Source organism: Pedobacter sp. (assembly GCF_041662865.1).
Lineage (GTDB): Bacteria > Bacteroidota > Bacteroidia > Sphingobacteriales > Sphingobacteriaceae > Pedobacter.
In genome coordinates, this window is sequence record NZ_JBAZRL010000026.1 from 20,779 (window position 1) to 46,482 (window position 25,704).

28 protein-coding genes are annotated in these 25,704 nt (G+C 33.0%); 16 read left to right on the forward strand and 12 right to left on the reverse strand.

All coding sequences use genetic code 11. The features are described 5' to 3' along the window. The 3 genes from WC622_RS10170 to WC622_RS10180 form a co-directional block, all read right to left on the reverse strand. On the reverse strand, nt 1–966 hold a 966-nt coding region (locus WC622_RS10170), incomplete at its 3' end, for a putative sugar nucleotidyl transferase (protein ID WP_372819581.1). Between the two features lie 70 nt (nt 967–1,036). After that, nucleotides 1,037–1,285 (reverse strand): type B 50S ribosomal protein L31, encoded by a 249-nt coding sequence (locus WC622_RS10175; protein WP_055133715.1) that lies wholly within the window; start codon nt 1,283–1,285, stop codon nt 1,037–1,039. Nucleotides 1,286–1,662: 377 nt separating this feature from the next. Further along, nucleotides 1,663–1,860: a hypothetical protein gene (locus WC622_RS10180; protein WP_372819582.1), complete on the reverse strand. Its 198-nt coding sequence runs from the start codon at nt 1,858–1,860 to the stop codon at nt 1,663–1,665. 914 nt (nt 1,861–2,774) lie between these two features. Between WC622_RS10180 and WC622_RS10185 the strand changes: the two genes are divergently transcribed. Further along, a complete protein-coding gene (locus WC622_RS10185) occupies nt 2,775–3,344 on the forward strand; it encodes a hypothetical protein (protein WP_372819583.1) in 570 nt (189 codons plus the stop codon). 99 nt (nt 3,345–3,443) lie between these two features. Here the strand turns inward: WC622_RS10185 and WC622_RS10190 are convergent, their stop codons facing one another. Both WC622_RS10190 and mce read right to left on the reverse strand, forming a co-directional pair. Next, nucleotides 3,444–3,734, reverse strand: coding sequence for a hypothetical protein (locus WC622_RS10190; RefSeq protein WP_372819584.1), 291 nt, complete (start codon nt 3,732–3,734; stop codon nt 3,444–3,446). A 64-nt stretch (nt 3,735–3,798) separates the two neighbouring features. Continuing rightward, nucleotides 3,799–4,206, reverse strand: a complete 408-nt coding sequence (mce, locus tag WC622_RS10195; protein ID WP_372819585.1) for a methylmalonyl-CoA epimerase — start codon at nt 4,204–4,206, stop codon at nt 3,799–3,801. A gap of 121 nt (nt 4,207–4,327) precedes the next feature. Here mce and WC622_RS10200 point away from each other — a divergent pair, with 121 nt between their 5' ends. The 6 genes from WC622_RS10200 (at nt 4,328) to WC622_RS10225 (ending at nt 10,781) form a co-directional block, all read left to right on the forward strand. Then, nucleotides 4,328–5,539, forward strand: a complete 1,212-nt coding sequence (locus tag WC622_RS10200; RefSeq protein ID WP_372819586.1) for an IscS subfamily cysteine desulfurase — start codon at nt 4,328–4,330, stop codon at nt 5,537–5,539. A gap of 127 nt (nt 5,540–5,666) precedes the next feature. After that, nucleotides 5,667–6,080, forward strand: coding sequence for a Fe-S cluster assembly scaffold IscU (iscU, locus tag WC622_RS10205; protein ID WP_090992274.1), 414 nt, complete (start codon nt 5,667–5,669; stop codon nt 6,078–6,080). Nucleotides 6,081–6,154: 74 nt separating this feature from the next. Then, complete coding sequence (locus WC622_RS10210; RefSeq protein WP_173269669.1) at nt 6,155–6,481, forward strand: iron-sulfur cluster assembly accessory protein; 327 nt, start codon at nt 6,155–6,157, stop codon at nt 6,479–6,481. A 133-nt stretch (nt 6,482–6,614) separates the two neighbouring features. Continuing rightward, nucleotides 6,615–8,522 (forward strand): long-chain fatty acid--CoA ligase, encoded by a 1,908-nt coding sequence (locus WC622_RS10215; RefSeq protein ID WP_372819587.1) that lies wholly within the window; start codon nt 6,615–6,617, stop codon nt 8,520–8,522. Nucleotides 8,523–8,670: 148 nt separating this feature from the next. Next, a complete protein-coding gene (gene lysS, locus WC622_RS10220; protein WP_372819588.1) occupies nt 8,671–10,380 on the forward strand; it encodes a lysine--tRNA ligase in 1,710 nt (569 codons plus the stop codon). Between the two features lie 188 nt (nt 10,381–10,568). Beyond that, complete coding sequence (locus tag WC622_RS10225) at nt 10,569–10,781, forward strand: hypothetical protein (protein WP_182921894.1); 213 nt, start codon at nt 10,569–10,571, stop codon at nt 10,779–10,781. Nucleotides 10,782–10,905: 124 nt separating this feature from the next. On the opposite strand, the gene WC622_RS10230 is transcribed toward WC622_RS10225, so the two are convergent. Continuing rightward, on the reverse strand, nt 10,906–11,448 hold the full coding sequence (locus WC622_RS10230; RefSeq protein WP_372819589.1) for a DUF2892 domain-containing protein: 543 nt from the start codon (nt 11,446–11,448) through the stop codon (nt 10,906–10,908). Nucleotides 11,449–11,531: 83 nt separating this feature from the next. On the opposite strand from WC622_RS10230, the gene WC622_RS10235 reads away from it, so the two are divergent. Next, complete coding sequence (locus WC622_RS10235) at nt 11,532–12,056, forward strand: TlpA family protein disulfide reductase (protein ID WP_372819590.1); 525 nt, start codon at nt 11,532–11,534, stop codon at nt 12,054–12,056. A 2-nt stretch (nt 12,057–12,058) separates the two neighbouring features. Continuing rightward, a complete protein-coding gene (ung, locus tag WC622_RS10240; protein WP_372819591.1) occupies nt 12,059–12,739 on the forward strand; it encodes a uracil-DNA glycosylase in 681 nt (226 codons plus the stop codon). A 3-nt stretch (nt 12,740–12,742) separates the two neighbouring features. On the opposite strand, the gene WC622_RS10245 is transcribed toward ung, so the two are convergent. Beyond that, on the reverse strand, nt 12,743–13,213 hold the full coding sequence (locus WC622_RS10245) for an Lrp/AsnC family transcriptional regulator (RefSeq protein ID WP_182921898.1): 471 nt from the start codon (nt 13,211–13,213) through the stop codon (nt 12,743–12,745). A 137-nt stretch (nt 13,214–13,350) separates the two neighbouring features. Between WC622_RS10245 and WC622_RS10250 the strand changes: the two genes are divergently transcribed. Genes WC622_RS10250 through smpB form a run of 4 tightly spaced genes read left to right on the forward strand, consistent with a single transcriptional unit; the run spans nt 13,351 to nt 17,154 of the window. Further along, the gene (locus WC622_RS10250; RefSeq protein ID WP_372819592.1) at nt 13,351–14,001 is read left to right on the forward strand and encodes a metal-dependent transcriptional regulator; all 651 of its coding nucleotides are present in this window, start codon (nt 13,351–13,353) and stop codon (nt 13,999–14,001) included. Between the two features lie 2 nt (nt 14,002–14,003). Beyond that, the gene (locus tag WC622_RS10255; protein WP_372819593.1) at nt 14,004–15,863 is read left to right on the forward strand and encodes an Nramp family divalent metal transporter; all 1,860 of its coding nucleotides are present in this window, start codon (nt 14,004–14,006) and stop codon (nt 15,861–15,863) included. A 1-nt stretch (nt 15,864) separates the two neighbouring features. Beyond that, complete coding sequence (locus WC622_RS10260; RefSeq protein WP_372819594.1) at nt 15,865–16,695, forward strand: transporter; 831 nt, start codon at nt 15,865–15,867, stop codon at nt 16,693–16,695. A gap of 9 nt (nt 16,696–16,704) precedes the next feature. Then, a complete protein-coding gene (smpB, locus tag WC622_RS10265) occupies nt 16,705–17,154 on the forward strand; it encodes an SsrA-binding protein SmpB (protein ID WP_372819595.1) in 450 nt (149 codons plus the stop codon). A gap of 57 nt (nt 17,155–17,211) precedes the next feature. Here the strand turns inward: smpB and WC622_RS10270 are convergent, their stop codons facing one another. Further along, the gene (locus WC622_RS10270; protein WP_372819596.1) at nt 17,212–17,868 is read right to left on the reverse strand and encodes a protein-L-isoaspartate(D-aspartate) O-methyltransferase; all 657 of its coding nucleotides are present in this window, start codon (nt 17,866–17,868) and stop codon (nt 17,212–17,214) included. A 182-nt stretch (nt 17,869–18,050) separates the two neighbouring features. Here WC622_RS10270 and WC622_RS10275 point away from each other — a divergent pair, with 182 nt between their 5' ends. Further along, nucleotides 18,051–18,731, forward strand: coding sequence for a hypothetical protein (locus WC622_RS10275; protein WP_372819597.1), 681 nt, complete (start codon nt 18,051–18,053; stop codon nt 18,729–18,731). Here WC622_RS10275 and priA read toward each other — a convergent pair. Both priA and WC622_RS10285 read right to left on the reverse strand, forming a co-directional pair. Continuing rightward, entirely contained in the window at nt 18,728–21,205 is a 2,478-nt protein-coding gene (gene priA, locus WC622_RS10280) for a primosomal protein N' (RefSeq protein ID WP_372819598.1), read from the reverse strand. The two genes, WC622_RS10275 and priA, sit on opposite strands and share 4 nt — an antisense overlap. Continuing rightward, entirely contained in the window at nt 21,205–21,591 is a 387-nt protein-coding gene (locus WC622_RS10285) for a DUF423 domain-containing protein (protein WP_372819599.1), read from the reverse strand. The genes priA and WC622_RS10285 overlap by 1 nt, the downstream gene beginning before the upstream one ends. An 88-nt stretch (nt 21,592–21,679) precedes the next feature. On the opposite strand from WC622_RS10285, the gene WC622_RS10290 reads away from it, so the two are divergent. Beyond that, nucleotides 21,680–23,260 (forward strand): hypothetical protein, encoded by a 1,581-nt coding sequence (locus tag WC622_RS10290; RefSeq protein WP_372819600.1) that lies wholly within the window; start codon nt 21,680–21,682, stop codon nt 23,258–23,260. 4 nt (nt 23,261–23,264) lie between these two features. Beyond that, on the forward strand, nt 23,265–24,677 hold the full coding sequence (locus WC622_RS10295; RefSeq protein WP_372819601.1) for a DUF5723 family protein: 1,413 nt from the start codon (nt 23,265–23,267) through the stop codon (nt 24,675–24,677). Nucleotides 24,678–24,685: 8 nt separating this feature from the next. Here WC622_RS10295 and tsaB read toward each other — a convergent pair whose 3' ends face one another. Both tsaB and yidD read right to left on the reverse strand, forming a co-directional pair. After that, nucleotides 24,686–25,372: a tRNA (adenosine(37)-N6)-threonylcarbamoyltransferase complex dimerization subunit type 1 TsaB gene (gene tsaB, locus WC622_RS10300; RefSeq protein WP_372819602.1), complete on the reverse strand. Its 687-nt coding sequence runs from the start codon at nt 25,370–25,372 to the stop codon at nt 24,686–24,688. 51 nt (nt 25,373–25,423) lie between these two features. Further along, nucleotides 25,424–25,654: a membrane protein insertion efficiency factor YidD gene (yidD, locus tag WC622_RS10305; RefSeq protein ID WP_372819603.1), complete on the reverse strand. Its 231-nt coding sequence runs from the start codon at nt 25,652–25,654 to the stop codon at nt 25,424–25,426. Nucleotides 25,655–25,704 lie beyond the last annotated feature (50 nt).

The following is a 25,704-nucleotide window of genomic DNA, read 5'->3' on the forward strand; positions in this document are numbered from 1 at the left end:
AATATTGGCACTTACACCCGCTACAGTCCCGGTATTAAACATGGTATTAATGGCGCATTTAGCATGATCTGCCATAATTAATCCGCAAAATTGTAAGCCTGTTTTACGAAAGCTTTCTTTTTCGTAATCCCAAAGGCGAACTTCAGCATAATTGTTTTTAAGATTTGAATTGTTACTATCTGCACCAATATTGCACCATTGTCCCAAAACTGCATTTCCTAAATAACCTTCATGCCCTTTTGATGAGTAACCCCAAATTACAGCGTTATTGATCTCGCCACCAACTCTGCTATATGGTCCAATAGTTGTTTGTCCATATATTTTTGCTCCCATTTTAACAGAAGAATCTTCACCTAATGAAAATGAGCCCCTAATGTGACATCCTTCCCAAACTTGAGAATTTTTACCTAGATAAATTGGACCTTGTAAACTATTAAATGTAGAACATTCAGCACTTGCACCCTCTTCTACAAAAATGTTATCTCCTAAAAAAGTATTCGTAGCACTTATCTTTGCTGATGTTTTTCCTTTAGTTAATAACCCAAAATCTTTAATTAATTCTGTGTGGTTATTTCTAAATATATCTTCAGGAAATTGGATTTGAGTTAAGCTAGCCGAGTAATTTACTGGTTTTAATTTATATATAGCTTCGCTAAAGCTTAGTTTTTCCTTGTACGTAATAACAATTTCACCCTTAACCAAAACTTCATCAGCTTTTAGATTTAAAAGTGCTTCTATTAATTGTTCATCAGGGCACACCGAACCATTAATAAAGAGATCTGCAGTAGCAGAAGGATATTTCACGCTTAAATAATCCTGCGTTGTATAGCCAAAATCTGCATTTAAATACTTAGCCCATTTTTCAGCAATGGTTAAAATACCAATCCTTAAATCAGCTACAGGTCTTGTAAATGTTAGCGGTCTGAGCGAAAGCCAAGATTTATCATCAAATAAATTGATTGTCATAAGCAACAAAAATAAAAAAAGTCCCGAGCAATGCATCGGGACTTTCAAAATATTTAGTTTATAGCTATAATTATTTTTTAGCGTAACGAGTTTTAAATTTATCGATACGACCTGCAGTATCAACCAATTTCATTTTACCAGTATAAAAAGGGTGTGAAGTGTGAGAAATCTCCAATTTATATAAAGGATACTCATTACCATCTTCCCATTTAATAGTTTCTTTTGTTTCAACACAAGATTTAGTCAAGAACTGATATTCGTTAGACATATCTTTAAATACTACAAATCTGTAGTTTGATGGATGCAAATCTTTTTTCATTTTTATTTTTTTTATGTTTATGAAGCTATCGTAAGCATTTATTGCTTTTTGCGGGTGTTTACCCACGGCAGTTCATGTTTTTTTAATTTATTTCGTCTAATTTTAGAGGATGCAAATATCATAATTTTATTTTTTAATTGCAAGTGTATTGAGTTTTTTTTGAAAAGGAGGAATTATGTGTATTCCAGTGAAAGTATCAACCCTGTTTCGTTCCAAACTATCTATCCCAATCAGGCCTTTTTTTGTGTCATTCCATATAGCTTTGACCAAAGCAACCTGACCCAACCATCCCGAACTACAAAACAGCTCGATTATACATTAAAATATGCATAACTTTTCCAAGCAAAACCGTTATACGTATAATCAAATCACCCAACTCAAATTTTAATAAAACTCACCAATTGCTCCAGTGGAATCCCCAAAAAATCACTGGCCTGATAAACCGTAGGTTGCTGCCATTTTTTCAATTCAAAAAAATCACGCATTTGAGCCATTAAGTTTTGACAAGTTCGGTCCCCCTTACCCGTTATTGCCTTTAAGTCGGCAGTGTAAAATATTAATCTTTTTAAAGTCATTGCTGTTTTCGTTTGGTAAATGTTAGGTATAACAACACAAAGTTAATTACAAATCAAGCATTTACACACAAACTATGCACTTTTAATAAAATCGAAATTCGAACAGAACGGGAATTATAAATTTCATAATTGAGCTTCTTCTAGCTTTGCAAAAATGGCAATGAGTTTTTGTTTTTCATTGGGCGCAGTCGCTTTAATCTTTCAAACTTTACCGGCTTTCGAACTTCTTTTAACTCGACTTCACTTCCAAAACACATCATTTAACCGTCGCTTCACCGTCAATCCGATGTCGCTTCACCGTCGAAAAGCCAATATCGACGGTAAACGGACGGTATACCGAGCCTATACCGACGGTCATCCATTAAAGAATACCAATATTTACCCCAATTTTAAATTACAAAAAAGCCAAAGCAAGACGAAGGATCTCGTCATTATTTTTTTGCTCCAACACTTAATAATTCTCAAAATTACCCAAAAACCACTGTCCCAAAGAGCGTAGGGCAGACAGGAACGGCGGGCCACGTGTAAGGCTTGTGCGTGGAAGCATCGTTCCTGACTTGATTTATTCATTAACAATTATTGATTTTAATGGCATTTATGCTCTCGCAAGCTCGGGATTGTTAAACTTTTCATCAAGAAAACTGCGCAGCACTCTTGAACACTTCTAAAATATACACTCGTGAAAAAGTTAGAGCCCCTCGGTGGTGGCGAACCGAGGCAAGACTAAAGCGTTAGAAAAAGGCAATAACCCTTTATAACCAATAACCGCCAAAAACATACAAAACCATCTAAATACGCCAAAAACGCCAAAAGCGAATCCCCCTATTTTTTTAAACTTCACCTTTACAGCATACATCAGTTACCGGTACAAAAAGATGTAATTTATTTAATCATTAATTATTAAAATTTAAAAAATGGCAAAGTCAGAAAACAATGAAGTAATGTTTGGCGCCCGTGGAAGAGTGGGCAATTTAGTAGTATTTAAAAATTTTGGAAGCAACCAAACTGTAATCTCTAGACTAAAGAGAAAAGTAAAAAATCCAGTTTATACTGATAAACAGGAAGAAGTAAAAAATCGATTCAAAGAAGCTGTAATTTATGCAAAAGGTATTGTAAACGATGTAGATTTGACTGCATTTTATAAAAAGTTTGCTAAACCAGGCACCTCTTCCTACAACTTAGCATTGGCAGATTTCTGCAAGGCACCAGAAATTAAGTTAATAGATACAGGCGATTATCCTGGGCAAATTAACAACAATATCAGGATAAGAGCCGTAGACAATTTCAGGGTAACGGAAGTAAAAGTTTCTATTTATAATGCTAGTGACACATTAATTGAAAGCGGTTTAGCAATTTTAAGTGCTAACAGCATCGATTGGTATTACCAAACTACCATAGCAAATAGCAACTTGGCTGGTACTAAAGTAACTGCCGAAGCAACAGATGTACCTGGCAATATAACAATGGAAACAGTTGTAATCTAAAAATAAAAGCTTAATCCTTGAAAGTATTTTTAGGGATTAAGCTTTTTACTTACTGTCTCTACTTCACTACCTATCCTATGGGTACTATTAACTCCGTCATTATCTACTACTATACTTCTTCCAAGTTTCAATTTTTGCTTTTTGTCGGGCAATATAAGCCAGCGCAATTACTTCAGCAGAACTTGCATTTTCTGTGTTTTCAAGTAAAATTTTCAATTTATCCTGATCTACATCAGCCTTATATAAAATTTGCACTAATTTCTGAAAATCCTCGTCAATAAGATAAGCAAATGCATTCACCATCACTTCCAAAAGTTGATCTTCTTTTAAATTCTCTGGTAAATCAAAGTCATTATTGATAATTTTTATTAACGATGCGATATCGCTCATACCACTAATTTTATTTCCTTTTTAAACCTAAATATTCATCCAACCCAATGAAACTAATAAACTATTAAACCCACTTAATCTCTTGACAAATTTCTATCAAAACCCCGTTAGTTTCTTTAGGGTGCACAAAACAAATCATCTTATTATCTGCTCCTTTTTTAGGTTGATCGTTAAGTAATACGAAACCTTCATTCCTTAAACGTTCCATTTCTTCTAAAATATCATCCACAGCAAATGCAATATGATGAATTCCCTCTCCTTTTTTCTCGATAAACTTAGCAATGGTGCTATCTGGTGAGGTCGCGGCTAACAATTCTATCTTATTATCGCCTGTCTTAAAAAAGGCTGTATTCACTGCTTCCGATTCAACTAACTCAGTTTTGTAACAATCAGTATTGAGCAATTTTTGATAAATATCTATTGAATTAGTCAGGTTTTTTACAGCAATGCCAATGTGTTCTATCTTGTTCATATCGATTATGGTTATGGGAATGTAAAAATGCATGTTTTAACTATAGCTTCATAGCTATTATTTATAATTGTTCGTAAACTTTTTTTGTATCTTTGTGTATTAATAAGAATAATTAAAAATAATGGAACTTCCGATTTACTTAGATAATAATGCTACCACCCCACTCGACCCTAGAGTGCTTGAGGCGATGTTGCCGTATTTTACAACAAAATTTGGTAATGCCGCTAGCCGTAACCATCCATTTGGTTGGGTAGCCGAAGAAGGTGTTGATTATGCTCGTGAGCAAGTAGCAAAATTAATTGGCTGTACCGAAAAAGAAATCATTTTTACCTCTGGCGCTACAGAAGCTGATAATTTAGGTATTAAAGGCGTTTTTGAAATGTACCAGGAAAAAGGTAATCACATTATAACTGCAACAACAGAACATAAAGCTGTTTTAGATACCTGTAAACATTTAGAAAAATTAGGTGCTAAGGTTACTTATTTAAAAGTAAAAGAAGATGGCTTAATTGATTTACAAGAATTAGAAGCTGCAATGACACCAGAAACAATTTTAGTTACGATCATGTATGGTAACAATGAAATTGGTGTGGTACAACCTATTAAAGAAATATCGGCTATTGCACATAAACATGGTGCTTTATTTATGACTGACGCTACACAAGCTGTAGGTAAAATACCAGTGAATGTAAATGAAGATGGTATTGATTTAATGGCATTTAGCGCTCATAAAATGTACGGACCAAAAGGTGTTGGTGCTTTATACGTTCGTCGTAAAAACCCAAGAGTTAAGGTTACTTCACAAATGGATGGTGGCGGTCATGAACGTGGCATGCGTTCTGGAACATTGAACGTACCTGGTATTGTTGGTTTAGGTAAAGCTTGCGAATTGTGTCGTTTAGAAATGGATGAAGAAGCGAAACGTTTATCCGCTTTGCGTGATAAATTAGAAAGTGCTTTAACAACCATGGAAGAAAGTTACGTAAATGGTAACACAACACATCGTTTACCACATGTAGCTAACATTTCTTTCAAATATGTAGAGGGTGAAGGTTTAATGATGGCGATGAAAGATTTAGCAGTTTCTTCTGGCTCTGCTTGTACATCTGCTTCATTAGAACCAAGTTATGTATTAAAAAGTTTAGGTTTATCTGATGATTTAGCACACTCTTCTATCCGTTTCGGATTAGGTCGTTTTACTACCGAAGAAGAAGTTGATTACGCAATAGAAAATACTAAAAAAGCCGTTAACCATTTAAGAGACCTTTCTCCACTTTGGGAAATGTTTAAAGATGGTATCGATTTGAGTAAAATTGAGTGGGCAGAACACTAAGTTAATTGACGATTACAGATTTACGAATTACGATTTGGAAATCTGCAAGGAAATAACAATATTAAAAATAATTAGGGTTTTAGAACTACAGAAATCGTAAATCTAAAATCATAAATCCAAAATCAAAATGGCATATTCAGAAAAAGTAATGGAACATTATACCAACCCTCGCAACGTTGGTACTTTAAATAAAGACAGCAAATCTGTAGGTACAGGTTTAGTTGGCGCACCTGAATGCGGAGACGTTATGCGTTTGCAAATTGAGGTAGATGATAATAACGTAATTACTGATGCTAAATTTAAAACATTTGGCTGTGGATCTGCAATTGCATCATCTTCTTTAGCTACAGAGTGGTTAAAAGGAAAAACAATTGACGAAGCGTTAACTATCGATAACATGGATATTGTGGAAGAATTGGCTTTACCACCAGTAAAAATTCACTGTTCTGTTTTGGCAGAGGATGCAATTAAATCTGCGATTAACGATTATCGTGTTAAAAATGGTTTAGAAGCATTTGAATTAGCTAAATCGCATCACTAGTTAAATTTTAGAATGACGATTTACGAGTGACGATTGAAAAATCTAAAATCGTAAATCTAAAATCGTAAATTAATATGATTACTATAACTGATAAAGCAAAAAGCAAAATTGATCACCTAATGCAGGATTCTGAATTAGGATCTGATTACTTTTTACGTGTTTCTGTAAAAGGTGGCGGTTGCTCTGGCTTATCTTATAATTTAGATTTTGATAACGAAGCCAAAACCGGAGATCAATTTTTTGAAGATCGTGGCATTAAAATAGCCTTAGATATGAAATCGTTTTTATACCTAGCTGGTACCGAACTTGATTTTACCGATGGCTTAAATGGTAAAGGATTTGCCTTTAATAACCCTAATGCTAGCCGCTCTTGTGGCTGTGGGGAAAGTTTTTCTGTTTAATATACATTTATTAAATTTCCTAGAGGGCATCGATTTTTCGGTGCCTTTTTTGTTACTCAATGCATAAGCTAGCTTGTATTATTAAAGCGAAAAGTTTATCATTGTTATTCCAAAACAAACCAAATAATAGCACATGGTATCATTTAATGAATTTTCTACTGTTCCTAGTTTATTACGTAACGTAGTAGAAAATATCCACCAACCTGAAGAAACCTTTTTAATTCATAAAAAAAATACAACTTGGGAAGAAATTTCTTTCAAAGATACTTTACTGAGAGCAGATTCTATTTCAGCTTTCTTTTTAGAAAAAGGAATTGTCAAAGGCGATAGATTAGGTTTGATGATTGAAAATTCACCAGAATATGTGTATTTCGATCAAGGCATACAGCAAATTGGCGCTATCAATACATCCATTTATCCAACCTTGTCAGAGCATGAAGTAGAATACATCATTAATGATTCTGGAATAAAAGCAATCCTTATTGGTAATCCATTTTTATTCAAAAAAATAGTAAAAATATCAGCAAACTGCCAAGAATTAAAATACATTATTCCAGCATTTGCTGGATATGAAAAAATAGCTATTCCAGAAGGTAACAAAGCTGAGATTATTGCATTTACTACTTTACTGGAAAAAACTATAAGCAAAGAAGAACAGCACTTGATTAACCAAAGAAGAAGAGAAGTATTACCAGCTGATGTATCTTCTTTAATTTATACATCAGGAACAACAGGCACTCCAAAAGGCGTAATGCTTACTCACAGCAATTTTGTAGAAAACGTAAATGTTTGTTTACAACAGATCCCTGTGATTGATGAAACTGAAACCTTCTTGTCATTTTTACCGCTTTCTCATGTTTTTGAACGTACCGCGACTTACCATGTATGTTGTGCACAAGGTTGTAAAATTGCTTTTGCTCAAAGTTTAGAGTTATTGGCTAAAAACATGGGCGAAGTTAGGCCAACTGTAATGGCCTGTGTACCACGTTTATTAGAACGTATTCACGATAAAGCCATTAAATCTGGAACTGCTGCTGGCGGATTAAAAGCGAATATCTTTAATTGGGCTTTAGAAATCGGAAAAGATTATCGTCATGCTAAAGAAGCTGGCAAAAATGCAGGTTTAATTTTAGGAGCAAAAAAAGCTATTGCCGAGAAATTAGTCTTCAGTAAGATTAAAGAAAAAACTGGTGGCCGATTAAAATTTATGATTTCAGGAGGTGCTGCCTTACCTAAAAATGTGGGTGAGTTTTTTGGAGATTTAGGCATCAAAATTTTAGAAGGATTTGGTTTAACAGAAACATCTCCCGTAATGTCTGTAACTGAATATCATCGTCAGGTTTATGGTACTGTAGGTAGAGTTATTCCTGGTATTGAAATTGGAATTCAAGATGTAGAAACCAAACAAATCATCAATATACAAACTCATAACACATTTAATGAAGATTTTGAATGTGCTGAAGGTGAAGTAATTGTTCGTGGACATTGCGTAATGAAAGGTTATTTCAATAAACCTGCAGAAACCGCCGAAGCTATTGATAAAGATAAATGGTTCCATACAGGTGATATTGGTCGTTTTTACAAAGGTAATTTGCAAATTACGGATCGTTTGAAAAATATGATTGTAAATGCCTATGGCAAAAACGTGTATCCAACTCCTGTTGAAAATATCTACTTAAAAAGCCCAAAAATTGATCAGTTATTCTTAATTGGCGATAAACGTGAATTTATTACAGCCATAATTATTCCGAACAAGGAAACCTTACAGGAAACTTTCAATTTAAACGAATCATTCTTTCAAGAGGAAGATTTATTTATAGAAAATCAAGAGATTAAGGATTGGTTTGAGAAGGATATTAAGAAAATTTCTAATGAATTAGCCAAATTTGAACGTATTAAAAATTTCAAAATTAAGCGCAACCCTTTTAGCATTGATGAAGGTGAAATTACCCCAACCATGAAAGTGAAGCGTAGAGTAGTAGAAAAGAAATACGCTGAAGCAATTAATGAAATGTACCAAGAAGGTGTTGAGGCTGATTAGAAAATTGTCTTTCCCTTATTAATTTGCTTTTTGGATTCTAAGAGAAATCTCATTTCATAAGCTATTATTTTAATTTATACCTCTTTAAGATTGCTTCGTGTCTCGCAATGACGAAGTAATTACTTACTTTTGCAAAAATATACAATACATGAGTACAGGATTATCAGAACAGGAATTATTACGTCGCGATTCATTAAAACAACTTCGCGAATTGGGTATCAACCCATATCCTGCAGAAGCTTACGAAATAAATGCTAATGCAGCAGACATTTTAGCAAATTACGAAAAAGATAAGACAGCGTATAAAACTATCAGCCTTGCTGGAAGAATAATGGGCCGTAACATTATGGGAGCGGCATCTTTCGCTGAATTACAAGATGCAACTGGCCGTATTCAAATCTATTTAAAACGTGATGAGCTGTGCCCTGGAGATGATAAAACACTTTACAATACCGTATTTAAAAAACTATTAGATATTGGTGATTTCATTGGTATTGAAGGTTATGTTTTCACTACTCAAACCGGAGAAATCTCTATTCACGTTACTAAGTTCACTGTACTTTCTAAATCTTTACGCCCATTACCTATTGTAAAACGTGACGATGATGGCAACGTTTATGATGGGTTTACCAACCCAGAGCTACGTTATAGAATGCGCTATGTAGATTTAACGGTTAATCCAGATTATAAACAAATTTTTATTAATCGCTCTAAAGTGATTAATACCATGCGTAATTACTTCGACAATCAAGGTTGGATGGAAGTAGAAACGCCTATTTTGCAGGCCGTACATGGCGGCGCAGCAGCTCGTCCGTTCGAGACACATCATAATACGTTAGATATGCCATTGTTTCTTCGCATAGCAAACGAATTGTATTTTAAAAGATTGATTGATGCTGGTTTTGACGGCGTGTATGAGTTCGGTAAGATGTTCAGAAATGAAGGAATGGACCGTACTCATAATCCCGAATTTACAGCAATGGAAATTTACGTAGCCTATAAAGATTATATCTGGATGATGGGCATGGTGGAAGAATGTTTAGAGAAAATTGCAATTGCTATTCACGGACAACCTAGTGTAAAAGTTGGCGAACACGAGATTAATTTTGCAGGACCATACGAAAAACTAACGATGTATGAGTCGATACAAAAATATACAGGCATTGATGTTTCCGCAATGAGTGAAGCAGAAATTGCAACAGAATGTAAAAATTTAGGTATTGAAATAGATGATTCAATGGGTCGTGGTAAATTAATCGATGAATTATTTAGCGAAAAAGTAGAAGCAAATTTAATTCAACCCACTTACATTACCGATTACCCTTTAGAAATGACACCTTTAGCTAAGAAACACCGTAGCAAAGATGGCTTAGTAGAACGTTTCGAATTATTTGTAAATGGGAAAGAGATTGCAAATGCATATTCAGAATTAAATGACCCAATTGATCAGAAAGAACGTTTTGAGGAGCAATTAAAATTAGCTGCAAGAGGTGATGATGAAGCGATGGCAATGGATGATGATTTTGTTCGTGCCTTAGAATACGGAATGCCGCCAACATCTGGCTTAGGCATTGGAATAGATCGTTTGGTAATGTTAATGACTAATCAATCTACAATACAAGAGGTATTGTTCTTCCCGCAGATGCGCCCTGAGAAAAAGAAAATAGAGCTTACATCAGAAGAAACAGAGTTGTTTACATTGGTTAAGGAAGGAGAACAATTTCTTTTAGCTGATATTAAAACAAAACTTACTGATTGGAGCAATAAAAAGTGGGATACAACATTAAAAGGTCTAACCGGAAAAGGTATTCTAAAAGTGAATAAAACCGATGATGGTTTGTTTTTATCACGTAAATAGTTCACGTCATTTCGACAATAGGAGAAATCTTCAAGGATATAATATTAAACTAAAAGATATCTCTTCGTTTTCTTGGTTCAATATGACGATCAGGCTGTTAACATAAGCATAACAAAAACTTAAAGGCTTACGGTATTAATTATCGTAAGCCTTTTTTAATTTTAAATTGTTAACCAATACTTCGTAAGATGAATAGTTCAAGTTTAGAAATTACAGAAAATCAATACTGCATTAAATTGAGTAAAGATACATTTGATCTTTCTCTTGTTCGCCAATTAATTAAGCGTATACAAGCGGAAGAGTTGTTTTTTAGTCGGAAAAATGAAAGTTTAGACGATGATATTATCAGCAGAACATCATCAGAATATGATGAGAATTTTGATAGATTGTGTGATAAATAAGTGAGTCTGTAGAGCCTAAAGAAAGCTTGGAATACCAGAAGATATAGAATCAAAAAGTCCGAATATCGAAAAAGTAATATTAACTTTCTGACTCTCGGACTTTTCTGACTTTCAGACTAATTAATTAGCGGCTATAACGTACTTGCGTTTGTTTATCCATTAATCCCATCTGATCTTTCATTTGTTTAATTTGATCAGCTAGCAATTTATTCTTATCTGCTTTTTTAGCTTCTGTTAAATACATTTGAGCTTCACGCTTATTTCTTTTCCCCATGGCAATACCAGCTAAGCTTAATTTAGCTAAGGCCACATTATGGTCCATGTGTAAACCTAAATTTAAAGCTAGTTTGAAATATTTTTCAGATTTCATAGGTGCTTTTCTAGATTCGATTAGTCCAATTAGCAAGTTATAATAACCGTGTTGTACTCTATTTAATTCTTTCTCGTAATTTTTTATTCTTCCTAAAAAATGCTCGGCTCTTGGCATATTATCTTTACGCAAAAACCATTGAGCGATAAGCATGTTTTCATTATAGAAATAAGTGATGAAAATAAAAATGCTTAGAAACACTAAAAGTATTCCCCAGCCCCAAAAACCGAAAATCATGAGTGTAATTGCTGCACCTACAAAAGCGAAACCTATAATGAGACGTATTAAATTTGGCATAGTTTTATAATATTTGTGCAAATATCGTGTTTAAATACCAAAAATTAGATTTAAAATTTATAATTTCAACAAAAAAATATAATATGAAGAACATATTAACAGGCCTAATCGTATTATTTGCCATGAACGTAGGAGCACAAGAATTGAATAAAAAAATTGAAGATCCAAGTAGACATAAACAAGTAATGTTAAATCAATGTACAAGAGAGGCAATTACAAGTTTTGCTGAATTTAAAGAGAGCTACGACCCTAATTATGCAAGTTATAAACCAGATTCTACTTCATTAGATGGATTAGCTAAGCTTTTAAAAGGGAAAAAAGTGACTATTGTTTTAGGTACTTGGTGTGGTGATAGTAAATTTCAAGTTCCTCATTTTTTAAAAATCATGGACGCTTTGAAATTTGATGCTGATAAAATTGAGTTTATTGCCGTTGATGGTACAAAGCATTGTGAAAATGGTCTTATCGACAACCTTAAAATCACAAATGTACCAACTTTTATTTTTACAGATAAAAAAGGAACTGAGGTTGCTCGCATTACTGAAAGACCGCAAGAGACCTTAGAAAAAGATATGCTTAAGGTATTAGCTGTTGCCAAAACAAAATAGACATGGCTGCTGCTTTAGAGCCTGGATGGCTAAATGTTTTAAGCGATGAGCTTGAAAAACCATATATGAAAGAATTGAAATCCTTTTTGCTGGAAGAAAAGCAAAAAGGATTTACTGTTTATCCTAAAGGTGCAGATATTTTCAATGCTTTTAATCACACTCCTTTTGATAAAGTCAAAGTGGTTATTCTTGGCCAAGACCCTTATCATGGGCAAAATCAAGCACATGGCTTATCATTTTCTGTTCAAAAAGGTATTGTTATCCCTCCTTCTTTAAAAAATATGTATAAAGAATTGGCAGATGATATTGAAGGTTTCAAAATCCCAAATCATGGCAATTTAACTGCATGGGCAGAGCAAGGTGTTTTATTACTCAATGCAACACTGACAGTTAGAGCTCATGAAGCAGGTTCTCATCAAAATAAAGGCTGGGAGAAATTTACAGATCATGTAATTTCAGTTTTATCTGCAGAAAAAAGCGGATTAGTATTTTTATTATGGGGGAAATATGCTCAACAAAAAGAAAGCCTAATTGATACTAAAAAACATCATGTGCTTAAAGCAGCGCATCCTTCACCATTTTCAGCGTACAATGGCTTTTTTGGATCAAAACCCTTTTCAAAAGCAAATCAAATTCTTGAAAAAGAAGGATTTAAACCTATTAATTGGCAAATTGAGAATTAACTCCTAATATTCCAAAGGTACAATCGGTTCTTTTTTAGTAGTCGACATAATCATCATTGTCTGGAATGTTTTTACGACAGAGATTTTACTAATTTTATCCATGATTAAGCGTTCGTAAGCTTTAATATCGTTTACGTAAACTTTCAATAAAAAATCAGCCTGACCAGTTACATGATGGCATTCTGTAATCTCTTTAATCTGATTTACTTCATCTAAAAAGATTTGAATAGTATTGTTTTTATGAAAATCTAATTGAACTTGAATAAAAGTCTTAATACCTAATCCTAGTTTTTCTTCATCTACTAAAGCATGGTAGCTTTTAATATAGCCAGCCATTTCAAGCTTACGTACTCTTTCAAGTGTTGGTGCTGGAGATAAACCAATTTCTTGCGATAACAGTAAATTGGTAATCCTTCCGTTTTCTTGTAAAAGTTTAAGAATTTTAAAATCGATTTTATCTAATTCTGTTGCCATAAAATAGTGATTATAGCCAAAGGTAGCATACTAGTGTTAATAAGCCAAATTTTATTCTATAAACTCTCAAAAAAATTACTTTTTATTTTACAAAATATTTTTTAGATTTGTCTAAATTTAAAATTAGACGAACAAAAATGCAATCGTATACTGAAGAGAATTACCTCAAAATAATATATCATCTTTCGATCATTAGCAATCCGGTGCAAACAAATGCCATTGCAGAACGCACCCAAACTAAAGCGGCATCAGTAACAGATATGCTTAAAAAGCTTTCAGATAAAGAATTGGTGGATTATGTAAAATATCAAGGGGTTTCATTAACAGAAAAGGGAAAGCTGATGGCAATTAACATTGTTAGAAAGCATCGCCTGTGGGAAGTTTTTTTAGTTGAAAAATTAAATTTTAAATGGGATGAAGTACATGAAGTAGCTGAAGAATTGGAGCATATTAATTCAACCTTGCTAACTGAAAGATTAGATGAGTTTTTAGAGTTCCCAAAGGTAGATCCTCATGGAGATCCAATACCAGATCAGTATGGAAACTTTGCAGACTTATCTTTTATAAAATTAAGTAAACTTAAAGTTAATGATAAAGGAACGATTACAGGCGTAAGTGAGCACTCCTCTCCTTTTTTAAAACATTTAGAAAAACTAGGCTTGACTTTAGGTAAAAAAATAGAAGTTTCAGAGATTATAGATTTTGACGGTTCTGTTGAACTATTAATTGAAGACAAAAAAATAAACATTAGCAGAGAAGTTGCGTTACACATTTTAATTAGCAAATAAATATGAGCCAAAAACAATCACTAAGCGAAGTACACCAAAGCGTAGCAACTGATCAACGCAAAGGGTGGAGAAGAATTTTAGCATTCATTGGTCCAGCATATTTAGTAAGCGTTGGCTATATGGATCCTGGAAACTGGGCTACAGACATTGCAGGTGGAAGTAAATTTGGCTACCAGTTAATTTGGATATTATTAATGTCTAACCTTATTGCGCTATTATTGCAATCACTAAGTGCTCGTTTAGGCATTGTTAGAGGATTAGATTTAGCTCAAGCATCAAGAAATGCCTACCCAAAATGGGTAAATTTCCCTTTGTTTGTTTTAGCACAAACAGCAATTATTGCTTGTGATTTAGCAGAAGTAATTGGAATGGCAATAGGTTTAAACTTACTATTTGGTTTGCCATTAATTTGGGGCATATCAATTACCATATCCGATACTGTTCTACTGTTATTTCTTTTAAACAAAGGAATGCGCAAAATGGAAGTCTTTATTGTTTCTATGGTGTTTATAGTTGGTATTTCTTTTCTGGTCGAAATGTTTATTGTAGAGCCAAATTTAAAAGATGTAATCAAAGGATTTGAGCCTTCTATGCTGTCCGGTCAAGCTTTATATATTGCCATTGGTATTATTGGAGCTACCGTAATGCCACATAATTTATATTTACACTCCTCTTTAGTACAAACGAGAAAATTTGATCGAGATATCAAAGGGATAAAAGAAGCTATAAAATTCAATTTCATTGATACCGCAATTGCTTTAAATCTTGCTTTTTTTGTAAATGCTGCAATTTTAATTTTAGCGGCAGCAGCTTTTTTCACCAATGGATTTCATGAGGTTGCCGAAATACAAGATGCACACAAATTATTAAGCCATATTTTCGGACCAATAGCTCCTGCTTTATTTGCCATTGCACTAATTGCTGCAGGACAAAGCTCTACTATAACTGGAACTTTAGCAGGTCAAATTATTATGGAAGGGCATTTGAATTTGAGAATTCAGCCTTGGTTACGTCGTTTAATAACACGTTTATTAGCAATCATACCAGCTTTTTTCACCATTTTATTATTTGGAAATGATGCTTTAGGCGGATTATTGATATTAAGTCAGGTGGTATTGAGTTTACAATTAGGTTTTGCCATTATTCCGTTAATACATCTTACTTCAGACAAAAAAGAAATGAAGGATTTTACCATTAAAACTTGGGTAAAAGTTCTGGCATGGATGAGTGCAGTAGTAATTGTAAGTTTAAATATTAAATTGGTTATTGAAGAAATCTCAGGGTGGATTGCCGAATCAAATGGATGGTATATTTATGCGATTGTAATCCCGGTTGCTGTTGCAATTGGCTTGTTACTAATCTACATTTTCATCTATCCTTTCATAAGTAAAAATCAACGGATTGGCAATGTGCCACACGGAAATGCTTTAGCCATTGAAAACATTGATAAAATCAATTACAAAAAAATCGGTATTACTGTAGATTTCTCTAAAAATGATCGAAATACAATCCGACATGCGTTAATTCAAGGCGGAAAAGATGCACATTATTATTTAATCCATGTCGTCGAAACAGCAGCAGCTCGCTACTTAGGCAAAAATGTTATGGATCATGAAACACAAACAGATACCGAAAATTTAGAAAAATATTGTCTTAATTTAAAAGACTTAGGCTATAAATCTAGCTCTCACATTGGATTTGGAGGAACAGCAAAAGCGATTGCTGAAATTAGCAAGCAAAATGGAATTGAATTACTAGTAATGGGTGCGCATGGGCATAAAGGATTAAAAGACCTCATTTTTGGTACTACTGTAGATTCCGTTAGACATAAAGTAACTATCCCTGTTTTAATAGTAAGATAGAATGAAAAAAATAATACTACTCTTAATAATAATTGCATTTATACAGAGTAATGCTTTTAGCCAAATTGCGGATCAAAAAAAGTATACGCTATTTAATCCTGTGCCCAAAGATAAAATGCGTGATATGTCTACTGATAGGCCAGATATAACCGAAAGTCCTAACTCTGTTGATGCGGGTCATTTTCAAGTAGAAACAGATGTATTTAAAACAACACATAATAAGAGAAATGGAATTATTTCGGTAGAGAATAGTTATAATTTAGCCAATTTAAAGTTAGGCTTAACGCATAACACAGATTTACAGTTAGTTGTTGGAAGCTATGTTAGTGCGTATCAAAAAGATGCTGCAGGCAAAAAATTAAATATTACTTCAGGTTTTGGGGATTTAACGCTAAGAATAAAACATAATTTATGGGGAAATGATGGTGGTAAAACAGCTTTTGCTTTAATGCCCTATATCAATTTACCAACTAGCAAGGAAAATAAAAATATTGAAGGTGGAATCGTGTTTCCTTTAAGTGTAGATCTAGGAAATGATTTTAATTTAGGGACCCAAGTACAAGTTGACATCTTAAAATCTGTTGAAAAGAGCGGGTATCATACTGGTATTTTACAATCGGTTGTGATTGGAAAAGAGTTGACCAAATCTTTAGAAACATTTGTTGAAAGCTATTATAACTATGATTTTGAGGATAAAAAGTTCGATTTATCATTTAATGGTGGTCTTGGATATTCAGTTACAAAAAATTTAAAATTTGATGTTGGATTTAATCTTGGACTAACCAAAAACACAGATAAAGTTTATTTTATCGGCTTTTCTTTCAGATATTAGCACTTTATTATGAAAAACGACATCCAAATAAAGAATAAAAGAGCCTATTTTGATTACCATGTTTTAGAAAGTTTTATTGCTGGAATAGCCTTATTAGGCACTGAAATCAAAGCAATTAGACAAGGTAAAGCAAACATGACTGATGCTTTTTGTATGTTTATTGGCGATGTATTGTATGTGAGAAATCTCCATATTTCAGAATATAGCCACAGCTCTTTTCATCATCATGATATAAAAAGAGATAGGGTTTTACTCCTCAAAAAGAAAGAGCTTAAAAAACTAAAAGTTAAAGGCGAAGAAAAGGGCTATACCATTGTTCCATTACGAATATTTACCAACGAAAGAGGTTTTGCAAAAATAGAAATCGCATTAGCACAGGGCAAAAAAGAATTTGATAAACGCGATAGTATTAAAGATCGTGAAAGCAAACGAGAAATGGATAGAGCGATGAAAATTTAGTTCATTGGTTCACTAATTAATTGGTATAAGGCCTTAACCTGATACTAATGAACTATTTTACCAAGCCTGGTCTCCAACTAATGGCACAAATCTAAAGGTATCTAATTCAATTCTATCAAAATCATTTTCGCTTACACGGATAACCGTGATCATTTTTTGAGATTTTTCATCTCCTACTGGGATAACCAAAATACCGCCAATTTTTAATTGTTTTAACAAAACTTCTGGCACAAATGGAGCACCTGCAGTCACAATAATTTTAGCATAAGGAGCATGTTCTTCAATTCCTTTAGAACCATCACCAAGAAAAAAATTGGCTTTATAACCCATTCCAGGTAAAACTTTGATTGTGTGAGCATAAATACTTGGTTGACGCTCTATCGTATAAACTTTTGCTCCCAGCTCCATCAATATACAGGTTTGATATCCAGACCCTGTTCCAATTTCCAATACTTTATCCCCTTTTTGAATATGCAACAACTCGGTTTGATAGGCAACAGTATAAGGCTGAGAGATAGTTTGTCCATCCCCTATAGGGAAAGCAATATCTTTATAAGCTTGGTTCCAAAAAGTTTCGTCAAAGAAGAAATGACGTGGCACTTTACCAATTGCTTTTAATACACGTTGATCTGTTATACCTCTTTCCTTTAATAATTCGACTAGCTTTTTTCTCGCCCCTTGTTCTCTGTAATTATCTATGAATTTATATGCCATCTGGGCTCAAAAATAGTTTTTTGAACTCTAATGTACCTAAAATCTGATGAGTTTAAATGGAATTAATTCCTAACGAACACAAAATCAACCTTAAAAAATTATTCTTGCCAGTATGTAAACCAAATGCATGTAAATGGTAAATAATTTCTATTTTTGAAATCTAATTATTTATCATCATCCCTATGAAAAAATTATTATTTAGTATTTTTTGCTTGTTTATTTCCTATTCTGCATTCTCACAAATTGACGGCAACTATAATTATAGTATTGGTGTTAGAGGTTACAGTTCTATGCAAATGCCAAAAATATTAAATCAAACTAATTCTCAAGATTATACTAATACTTATTTTAATGGTGCATTAGTTAAGTTTAACGATAATCAAATTGGCATTAGGTTAAGTGCGAATTATTTCAGAAAAGATATTTCATTTTATAATGAGTGTGAAAGTTGCGAAATAGCAAAAGGAACGGTAAGTGATTTCTCTTTTAAAGTTGGATTTGAAAAGAGTTTAAATTATGCTAGAATTCAACCTTACTTTGGTTCGGATATAGGTTATCGTGGAAATCGTTTTACAGGAGAAGTTAAAACTGCAAATCCAAAAAACATGAACATGCCTTATAATGTAGATGCTGAAAAAAATGGATTTATCATTACTCCTTTAATCGGCATTAGAGTAAATCCGATAAAACAAATCTCTTTCTTTGCAGAAACAAGCTTGGATTTCTATTATTCTTATGAAAGACAAGAAAAAATCCAGCAAGATGCTGCAAACACTACGTCGTTTGCGAAATATAATAAATGGGAGTTCTTGTTAAATCCTATTTCAATTGGCGTACAAATCCATTTAGTAAGTAAAAATTAATACGGATCTACATCAATTTGCGTAATTACACTTTTGAAGTTTTTTTGAGCATTAAAATCTTTAATTGTCTCTTTTAATACTGCTTTTACTTTTTGTATAGCCGCGTTTTTCTCGGTTTTAATAATAATTTGTTTGATATAGTAATTTCTAATTCTTGCTACTAAAGGTTGTTCAGGACCAAGAATTCTATTGCCTAATTGAGACTTTAAAGCATTGGCTAATGTTTGCGCCGCAAGATTTAAAACATTTGGATCTTTATGTTTTACATTGATAAAAATTAAACGTGTAAACGGAGGATAGTTGAATTGCTTACGTTCAACCATTTCATCAGCATACATTTCATGGTAATTATTTTCTATTACCTGCTTAATAATGCGATGCGAATCATCATAAGCTTGTATACATACTTTACCTTGTTTGTCTCTACGTCCAGCCCTTCCGGCAACTTGCGCTAATAATTGATAACTTCTTTCAAATGCTCTAAAATCTGGATAATTGAGTAAAGTATCCGCATTAATTACACCAATTAAACTCACGTTATCAAAATCTAAACCTTTTGCAACCATTTGTGTACCTATTAAAATCTGTGTTTTCTTATCCTGAAAATCAGAAATAATCTGTTGCATACCGTTTTTTGTCCGTGTGCTGTCTAAGTCTAATCTGGCAATTTTAACATCAGGAAAAATAAGACTTAATTCTTCTTCTATTCTTTCTGTTCCAAAGCCTTTTTGTTCAATATGTACCGAACCACAAGCAGGACAAATATTTATACTGCTTTGGTGGTAACCGCAATAATGGCAATGTAATTTACCGCTGGTTTTATGAAAAGTTAGGCTTACATCACAATTAATGCATTTAGGTGCATAACCACAGGTGGCACAAATTAATATTGTTGCATAACCTCTACGATTTTGAAATAAAATAATTTGTTCTTTATTTTCTAAGGCCGTAGTCATATCATCTACCAATACACTCGTAAAGTATGATGTCATTTTTTTACGCTTCGTCTCCTCCGCAATGCTTACTACTTCTTGTAATGGCAATTGTACACCTCCAAACCTTTCATTTAACGTTACCAGTCCATACTTTTCAGTTTCTGCATTGTAATAACTTTCGATGGATGGAGTTGCCGAACCTAGTATTACCTTAGCTTGATGCAGGTGTCCAAGGAAAGCGGCTGCATCTCTTGCCTGATAGCGAGGAGCTGGTTCATGTTGTTTGTAAGATGATTCATGTTCTTCATCCACCACAATCAATTTTAATTCCTTAAATGGCAAGAAAACTGCAGAACGAGCACCAAGAACAACTTTATATGAACCATTAAGTACTTTATTCCAAATTTCTACTCGTTCATTATCATTAAATTTAGAGTGATATACACCTATTTTATCTCCAAAATAACGCTTAATCCGTTCAACAATTTGTGTGGTTAACGCAATTTCTGGTAAAAGGAAAAGTACCTGGCCACCATGTTCAATTGCTTTTTCTATAAGTTTAATATAAAGTTGAGTTTTACCAGAAGCCGTAATTCCATGTAATAGCACAACATCTTTATTGGTAAATTGCGTTTCAATTTCTTCGAAAGCTTTTTGCTGTGCAGTGCTTAGTTCAAAATTAACTTCAAATTCATCATTAGAATCACTTAAACGACTTACTGCTCTTTTCTCTACACTAAAAATTTCTTTATCGATTAATGATTTCAATGCTGCTTGCCCACTTCCACTTTCTTCCAGTAATAGTTGCTTCGGGATTGATGTTTCGCTTTTAGAAAGCTTCAAATAAGCTAACAATGCATCTAGCTGTTTAGGAGCACGTTCTAAAACTGTAAATAATTGCTTAAGATTTTCTTCTTCCTTGTAAAATGGGTTAAGTTTTAGGAAAGATTTTAATAATGGTTTATATTTTTCAATTACCTCTTCTGCAACGTAAATGGCTTCTTTTTCTAATAAAGAATTTACAATGGGATAGACCGTTTTTTGCCCAAGTAATTCTACCACATCATCAATACTGATGCGTTGTTGTTTTTGAAGAACATTGATAATTAAACTTTCCTTTTCAGTTAAAACCAATTCGCTTGGTAATTCATTCTTAAGTACTAAAATAGTTTCGCTGGCTAATTTTAATCCCGTAGGTAAAGCAGCCGACATTACATCGCCCTCATTGCACAAATAATAGGAAGTAATCCAATCCCAAAACTGAAATTGTTTTTCAGTAATTACTGGATATTCATCTACAACATCTATAATATATTTTGCTTGATAAAATTCTGGTGGCTCCGGACTAATACTTTTAACTAATGCCGTATAAATTTTATGTTTTCCGAACTGAACAACAACTCGCTTACCAATCGCAACTTTATCATTTAATTCAAAAGGAACGCGATAAGTATAATTTATAGCTAGCGATAAAGGTAATATCACTTCTACAAAAAGAGTTTCTCTTTCAGAAAAATCAAGTGTATCTGCAAATTGCATTATTTATCTTTTAGAGCCGCTAAAAACAGACATACCCATCCTAGAATAAAGCATAAACCTCCTATCGGAGTTATAGGACCAACAAATTGAGCTATAGCTAAATGATAAGTATCCTTCAACGCTAATAAATAAAGGGAGCCTGAAAACAATAGGATACCTAATGAAAAGAAAATAAATGAAAAACCTATTAATTTGTTTTTATAACGAGCAAATGTAGATAAGTAAAGTAATGCAAAAGTGTGATAAAACTGATACTCCACTCCTTTTTGCCATATTTCCAAGGAAGGTGCACTTATCATACTTTTAAGGCTATGCGCACCAAATGCACCTAATATAACTGCTAAAGTTCCAAAAAAGGCCGCAGTAAGAATAATACGTTTGTTCATGAGTTATCGGCTTTATACAATTGCTAAATTAACAAAATGCCCTTATAATCTCTGTAATCCTAAAATTAAATTAAATTTGCATACAGTCATGAAAAGAATATATATAACGCTCGGGGTTTTATTGTTTGGGATGATAGCAATGGCCTATCTCTATTTTTCTAATTTGAATACAGAGACCAACGCAAATGATTTATCCTTAAATGCAGTGGCTTCAAACTCAGGCATTGTTTTCAGTTTTGAAAATGATAAAAGTTTCTATGAAATTTTAAGTGGACAAGAGTTATTTCAACATATTTTAGGAGAAAGTAAAGCGAAGATTTTCAAATCCTTAAGAGAAAATATTTTAAGTCAAAATGAAATCAATACAGCAATTGATGGTCAGAAGGTTTATATAGGAGTTTTAGGAGGCGAAGGTGATCAAGTTGATTATTTAATCAGTGCTCAGCTTAAATCGGGAAACGAACCACAAAAAATAATAAGTGGTTTAAATTCTCAAAAAGTAAAAATCAATAAAATTGGAGAAATTTATCAACTCACATTTACGGATAGCACTAGCTGTTATGTAGGGATTAAAGATGTATTAGTTGTGATTTCAAATGCACCAAAAGTTGTTCAGAATATAATAAAAGAACAAAACTTAACAGATCCAAATTTTGCAAATTACATCAAGTCTAATAGTCGTTTTAATAAAAATACGTTAGCTAATCTTTATATCAACTTCAATAAAGTCCCTATTCTTCTTAAAAGTGTTTTAAACAGCAATATAAATGGAGAATTGAATATCTTCAATAAACAGAACAGTTTTGCAGCTTTGAGCTATAATTTTAGTAAGGAAAACTTATTATTTAATGGTAATACCGATGTAAATGATTTAATTAGTTATTATAAACTATTTACGACGGTACCCGAACAAAAAATAGTGATAGACAATATACTTCCTCAGAAAACTGCGAATTATACTATTTATACCATTAATGATTATAAAAGTTGGTTTGAAAATTTAACTACTTGGTTTGAAAAGCGAAAAACCAACGAGAATGTAACTAAAAACATCAAAGCAATTAATCAAAAATATAGACTGGATTTAAACCAGATTTTTCCAAAATATTTTAAAAATCAATTTGTTACTTTTCAAGTAAGCAGCGGGGAAAAGTTTGGGGCTATTGCTTTAGTAAACGGGGAAAAAGTAAATCAACTTTTATTGGATTTAAGTGCGGATTATGCACCAGATATTAAAATATTTAAGGAACCTGATATTCCTTATTCTTTTTTTGGAGAACCGTTTAAGAAATTTGAAAGACCTTTTTACACCATTATTGATAATTATATGGTAATGGCAAATAATGCGAGTAGTATACAAGTATTTTTAAGTCGCTATAGAAATAATGAGTTGTTAATTCAGGATGAGGATTACACGAGTTTTAGAGATCAATTGTCATCATCTGCAACCATTTCATTCTATGTTAACAATAAAAACTCAAATGATATTTTTGGACGTAATTTAAAATCACCTTATTACAAACAGTATCAATCGAAAACAGGCTTTAAAGAGTTTGATGCATTTTGTTATCAATTGTCTGGAGATAATGGTAAATTTTTAAGTAATTTACTGCTTCATAAAAGACCAGAAAAACCACTTGAAACCGATAGTTTACAGGCAAATCCGTAATTAGATGAAGAAAAAATACATTTTATTAGTCGGATTTTTATTTGTCGTTAGCACTTTAAAAGCTCAGCAATACGGATTATTCAATACTAAAACACAATTTGACGCTTTTGAAAACCCAGCTGCGAAATCTTTTACATTAGATAGCTCTAGCAAATTCGCATCTAATTTTTTTCTTCCAAACCTAGGTATTAATGCTGCTAATGGAGGAAGTGCTTCAGGAGTGATAAGAAAATCAATTAATGAAAACATTTATGATACACGCAATTTACCTTTAGGAACAGGGAATGCGAATGCTTTTTATCAAAATACCAATATTTATGTACTGACATTTAGAATTTTTAGTTCCTATAAATATAATCAAGAAGTTGGCTTTGCATGGCAGGTACGCTCTGATTCTCATGTCAACTACACGAATGAAACATTAGCCATTTTTGATAGTTACAAACGCTTTGATCAGGGGCCATATACCGATGTTTTTAACAACAATGGTTATCAGCAATCTTACCATCAATTTAGTGTGAGCATTCGAGAAAATTATAATAAAAAACTTGCTTTTGGTATTAAACTAAGCTTATTAAGTGGTATAGCTTACAATTCCTTAAAGATTGACAATTCCTATTTTTATGTCGATACAAATGACAGATTAGATATCGGTGTAAACGGAACCTATAAAGGAAGTTTTCTTTATAATAATGAAATATCAAAAAGAACGTTCTTCCCTACGTTCAAAAACCCTGGTGCATCTATTAGTTTAGGAACTACCTATACCTCCAAATCTGGTTATTTTTTAATGGGGAATATTAAAGACCTAGGGTTAATTAAATGGAGCAAAAGTTCTTATATAGCTAATTTTAATACGTTAAAGACCATTTATGATGTTTCTACAAAAAGTAGCAGTGCTATAAATGAAGAAATTACTGCCATAGCTAAAGATGTAGTTGAAAAAAATGGCTTCCTTACGCCAACAAATGCAAAAGCAGATTTCTTAATCTCAAAAACCTTCAATTTTTATAAACCTAGTTTCATTGTATCTAAAAACTTATTTCACCCTGGTGGAGATATTGCTTTAGTGAATACTTTTAAAATCAATACATTGTCTGCTAGTGTAATACCTGTTTATAATTTAGATGATTTTATTATGGTTGGTTTACAGGGTATGTACCAAACACCAAATTTTGAGTTCTTTTTAGGAACTGATAATGTTGGAAAAACGATTTCATTGGCAAAAGGAATGTATAAAAACGACGCTACTATTGGCTCTGGCTATAATGGTGGGTCTTTCTACATGGGTCTAGGCATTAAATTTGGTCGTACAGTAAATCATCCACAAAATTTAAGTACAATGCCCGGTGTAAATGGAGAGAAGGTTTACAGAGGGGTTTTCAGAAGTCTATTCAACTTCTTTAAAAAGAGTTAAGGTGTTAACTAACTTTTATTCTTAGGTGTAGTAAACACGAAATCTTTCAAATAAAAAGGTTCAAAATAAGCTACATCTTCAAAATTCTCATTTTGGAAAGCGTTATAAGACAGATTACTCATGTTTGCTGCAGAATTAAAATTCAATGTAGAAAAATGTGCATTCTGACTATCTAGTATAGCTTCACATTTTGCAGCTCCATCGCCAATAAAGCTTACGTAGTTGCTGTCTAACTCCAATACAAAACTCTTCTCATCAATAATTTTAGCATTAACTGAGGCGACTTCATGCAATTTGTTATTGAAAACGGCTGTAAAGACTTCCATTCTACGAGCATCAATCATAGGACAAACTAAGCCTCCATAATTAGGATGTTGAGCTAAAAATCCGTTTGCCATCATTTGTAAGGTATTAATACCAATTAAGGGCTTATCCAATGCAAAACACAATCCTTTGGCCGTAGATACGCCAATGCGTAAGCCTGTGTATGAACCAGGTCCCTTACTAACAGCTACAGCATCTAATTCGGTATAGTTTAATTTTGCGGTCTTCATTACCTCATCAATAAATAAGGTTAAACTAGCTGCATGAATATTTTGAGCCTTTTCTTCTTTTAATACAATAGTTTCTCCATTTACTGATAAAGCAACGGAGCAAACTTGTGTAGCGGTTTCAATTTGTAAGATGGTTGCCATTGCTCAAAGATAAGAAAGGTAAGGTGAAGTATAAGATTGAAAATGGTTTTATTAAGGCACCGGATCGTGACCATGTTTACCCCAAGGGTGGCAACTTGCAATTCTTTTCAAGGTGAGCCAACCCCCGTAAAATGGTCCATGCTTTTTAATAGCTTCTACACCATATTGAGAACATGTTGGTGTGAATCTACAACTTGCACCTAATAAAGGAGATAGGAGTAATTGGTACATTTTAATAATGCCCAAAAATAACCATGAAAATAAAAGCTTAATTATTTTCATTTGGTATAATTTGGGTAATTAACTTTTTAAATGCAGCAATTAACTTCTTC

What these genes read in the sequence shown, in the direction of transcription:
- WC622_RS10175 (WP_055133715.1), bottom strand. Translation starts at nt 1,285, where the DNA reads ATGAAAAAAGATTTGCATCCATCAAACTACAGATTTGTAGTATTTAAA.
- WC622_RS10180 (WP_372819582.1), bottom strand. Translation starts at nt 1,860, where the DNA reads ATGACTTTAAAAAGATTAATATTTTACACTGCCGACTTAAAGGCAATA.
- WC622_RS10185 (WP_372819583.1), top strand. Translation starts at nt 2,775, where the DNA reads ATGGCAAAGTCAGAAAACAATGAAGTAATGTTTGGCGCCCGTGGAAGA.
- WC622_RS10190 (WP_372819584.1), bottom strand. Translation starts at nt 3,734, where the DNA reads ATGAGCGATATCGCATCGTTAATAAAAATTATCAATAATGACTTTGAT.
- mce (WP_372819585.1), bottom strand. Translation starts at nt 4,206, where the DNA reads ATGAACAAGATAGAACACATTGGCATTGCTGTAAAAAACCTGACTAAT.
- WC622_RS10200 (WP_372819586.1), top strand. Translation starts at nt 4,328, where the DNA reads ATGGAACTTCCGATTTACTTAGATAATAATGCTACCACCCCACTCGAC.
- iscU (WP_090992274.1), top strand. Translation starts at nt 5,667, where the DNA reads ATGGCATATTCAGAAAAAGTAATGGAACATTATACCAACCCTCGCAAC.
- WC622_RS10210 (WP_173269669.1), top strand. Translation starts at nt 6,155, where the DNA reads ATGATTACTATAACTGATAAAGCAAAAAGCAAAATTGATCACCTAATG.
- WC622_RS10215 (WP_372819587.1), top strand. Translation starts at nt 6,615, where the DNA reads ATGGTATCATTTAATGAATTTTCTACTGTTCCTAGTTTATTACGTAAC.
- lysS (WP_372819588.1), top strand. Translation starts at nt 8,671, where the DNA reads ATGAGTACAGGATTATCAGAACAGGAATTATTACGTCGCGATTCATTA.
- WC622_RS10225 (WP_182921894.1), top strand. Translation starts at nt 10,569, where the DNA reads ATGAATAGTTCAAGTTTAGAAATTACAGAAAATCAATACTGCATTAAA.
- WC622_RS10230 (WP_372819589.1), bottom strand. Translation starts at nt 11,448, where the DNA reads ATGCCAAATTTAATACGTCTCATTATAGGTTTCGCTTTTGTAGGTGCA.
- WC622_RS10235 (WP_372819590.1), top strand. Translation starts at nt 11,532, where the DNA reads ATGAAGAACATATTAACAGGCCTAATCGTATTATTTGCCATGAACGTA.
- ung (WP_372819591.1), top strand. Translation starts at nt 12,059, where the DNA reads ATGGCTGCTGCTTTAGAGCCTGGATGGCTAAATGTTTTAAGCGATGAG.
- WC622_RS10245 (WP_182921898.1), bottom strand. Translation starts at nt 13,213, where the DNA reads ATGGCAACAGAATTAGATAAAATCGATTTTAAAATTCTTAAACTTTTA.
- WC622_RS10250 (WP_372819592.1), top strand. Translation starts at nt 13,351, where the DNA reads ATGCAATCGTATACTGAAGAGAATTACCTCAAAATAATATATCATCTT.
- WC622_RS10255 (WP_372819593.1), top strand. Translation starts at nt 14,004, where the DNA reads ATGAGCCAAAAACAATCACTAAGCGAAGTACACCAAAGCGTAGCAACT.
- WC622_RS10260 (WP_372819594.1), top strand. Translation starts at nt 15,865, where the DNA reads ATGAAAAAAATAATACTACTCTTAATAATAATTGCATTTATACAGAGT.
- smpB (WP_372819595.1), top strand. Translation starts at nt 16,705, where the DNA reads ATGAAAAACGACATCCAAATAAAGAATAAAAGAGCCTATTTTGATTAC.
- WC622_RS10270 (WP_372819596.1), bottom strand. Translation starts at nt 17,868, where the DNA reads ATGGCATATAAATTCATAGATAATTACAGAGAACAAGGGGCGAGAAAA.
- WC622_RS10275 (WP_372819597.1), top strand. Translation starts at nt 18,051, where the DNA reads ATGAAAAAATTATTATTTAGTATTTTTTGCTTGTTTATTTCCTATTCT.
- priA (WP_372819598.1), bottom strand. Translation starts at nt 21,205, where the DNA reads ATGCAATTTGCAGATACACTTGATTTTTCTGAAAGAGAAACTCTTTTT.
- WC622_RS10285 (WP_372819599.1), bottom strand. Translation starts at nt 21,591, where the DNA reads ATGAACAAACGTATTATTCTTACTGCGGCCTTTTTTGGAACTTTAGCA.
- WC622_RS10290 (WP_372819600.1), top strand. Translation starts at nt 21,680, where the DNA reads ATGAAAAGAATATATATAACGCTCGGGGTTTTATTGTTTGGGATGATA.
- WC622_RS10295 (WP_372819601.1), top strand. Translation starts at nt 23,265, where the DNA reads ATGAAGAAAAAATACATTTTATTAGTCGGATTTTTATTTGTCGTTAGC.
- tsaB (WP_372819602.1), bottom strand. Translation starts at nt 25,372, where the DNA reads ATGGCAACCATCTTACAAATTGAAACCGCTACACAAGTTTGCTCCGTT.
- yidD (WP_372819603.1), bottom strand. Translation starts at nt 25,654, where the DNA reads ATGAAAATAATTAAGCTTTTATTTTCATGGTTATTTTTGGGCATTATT.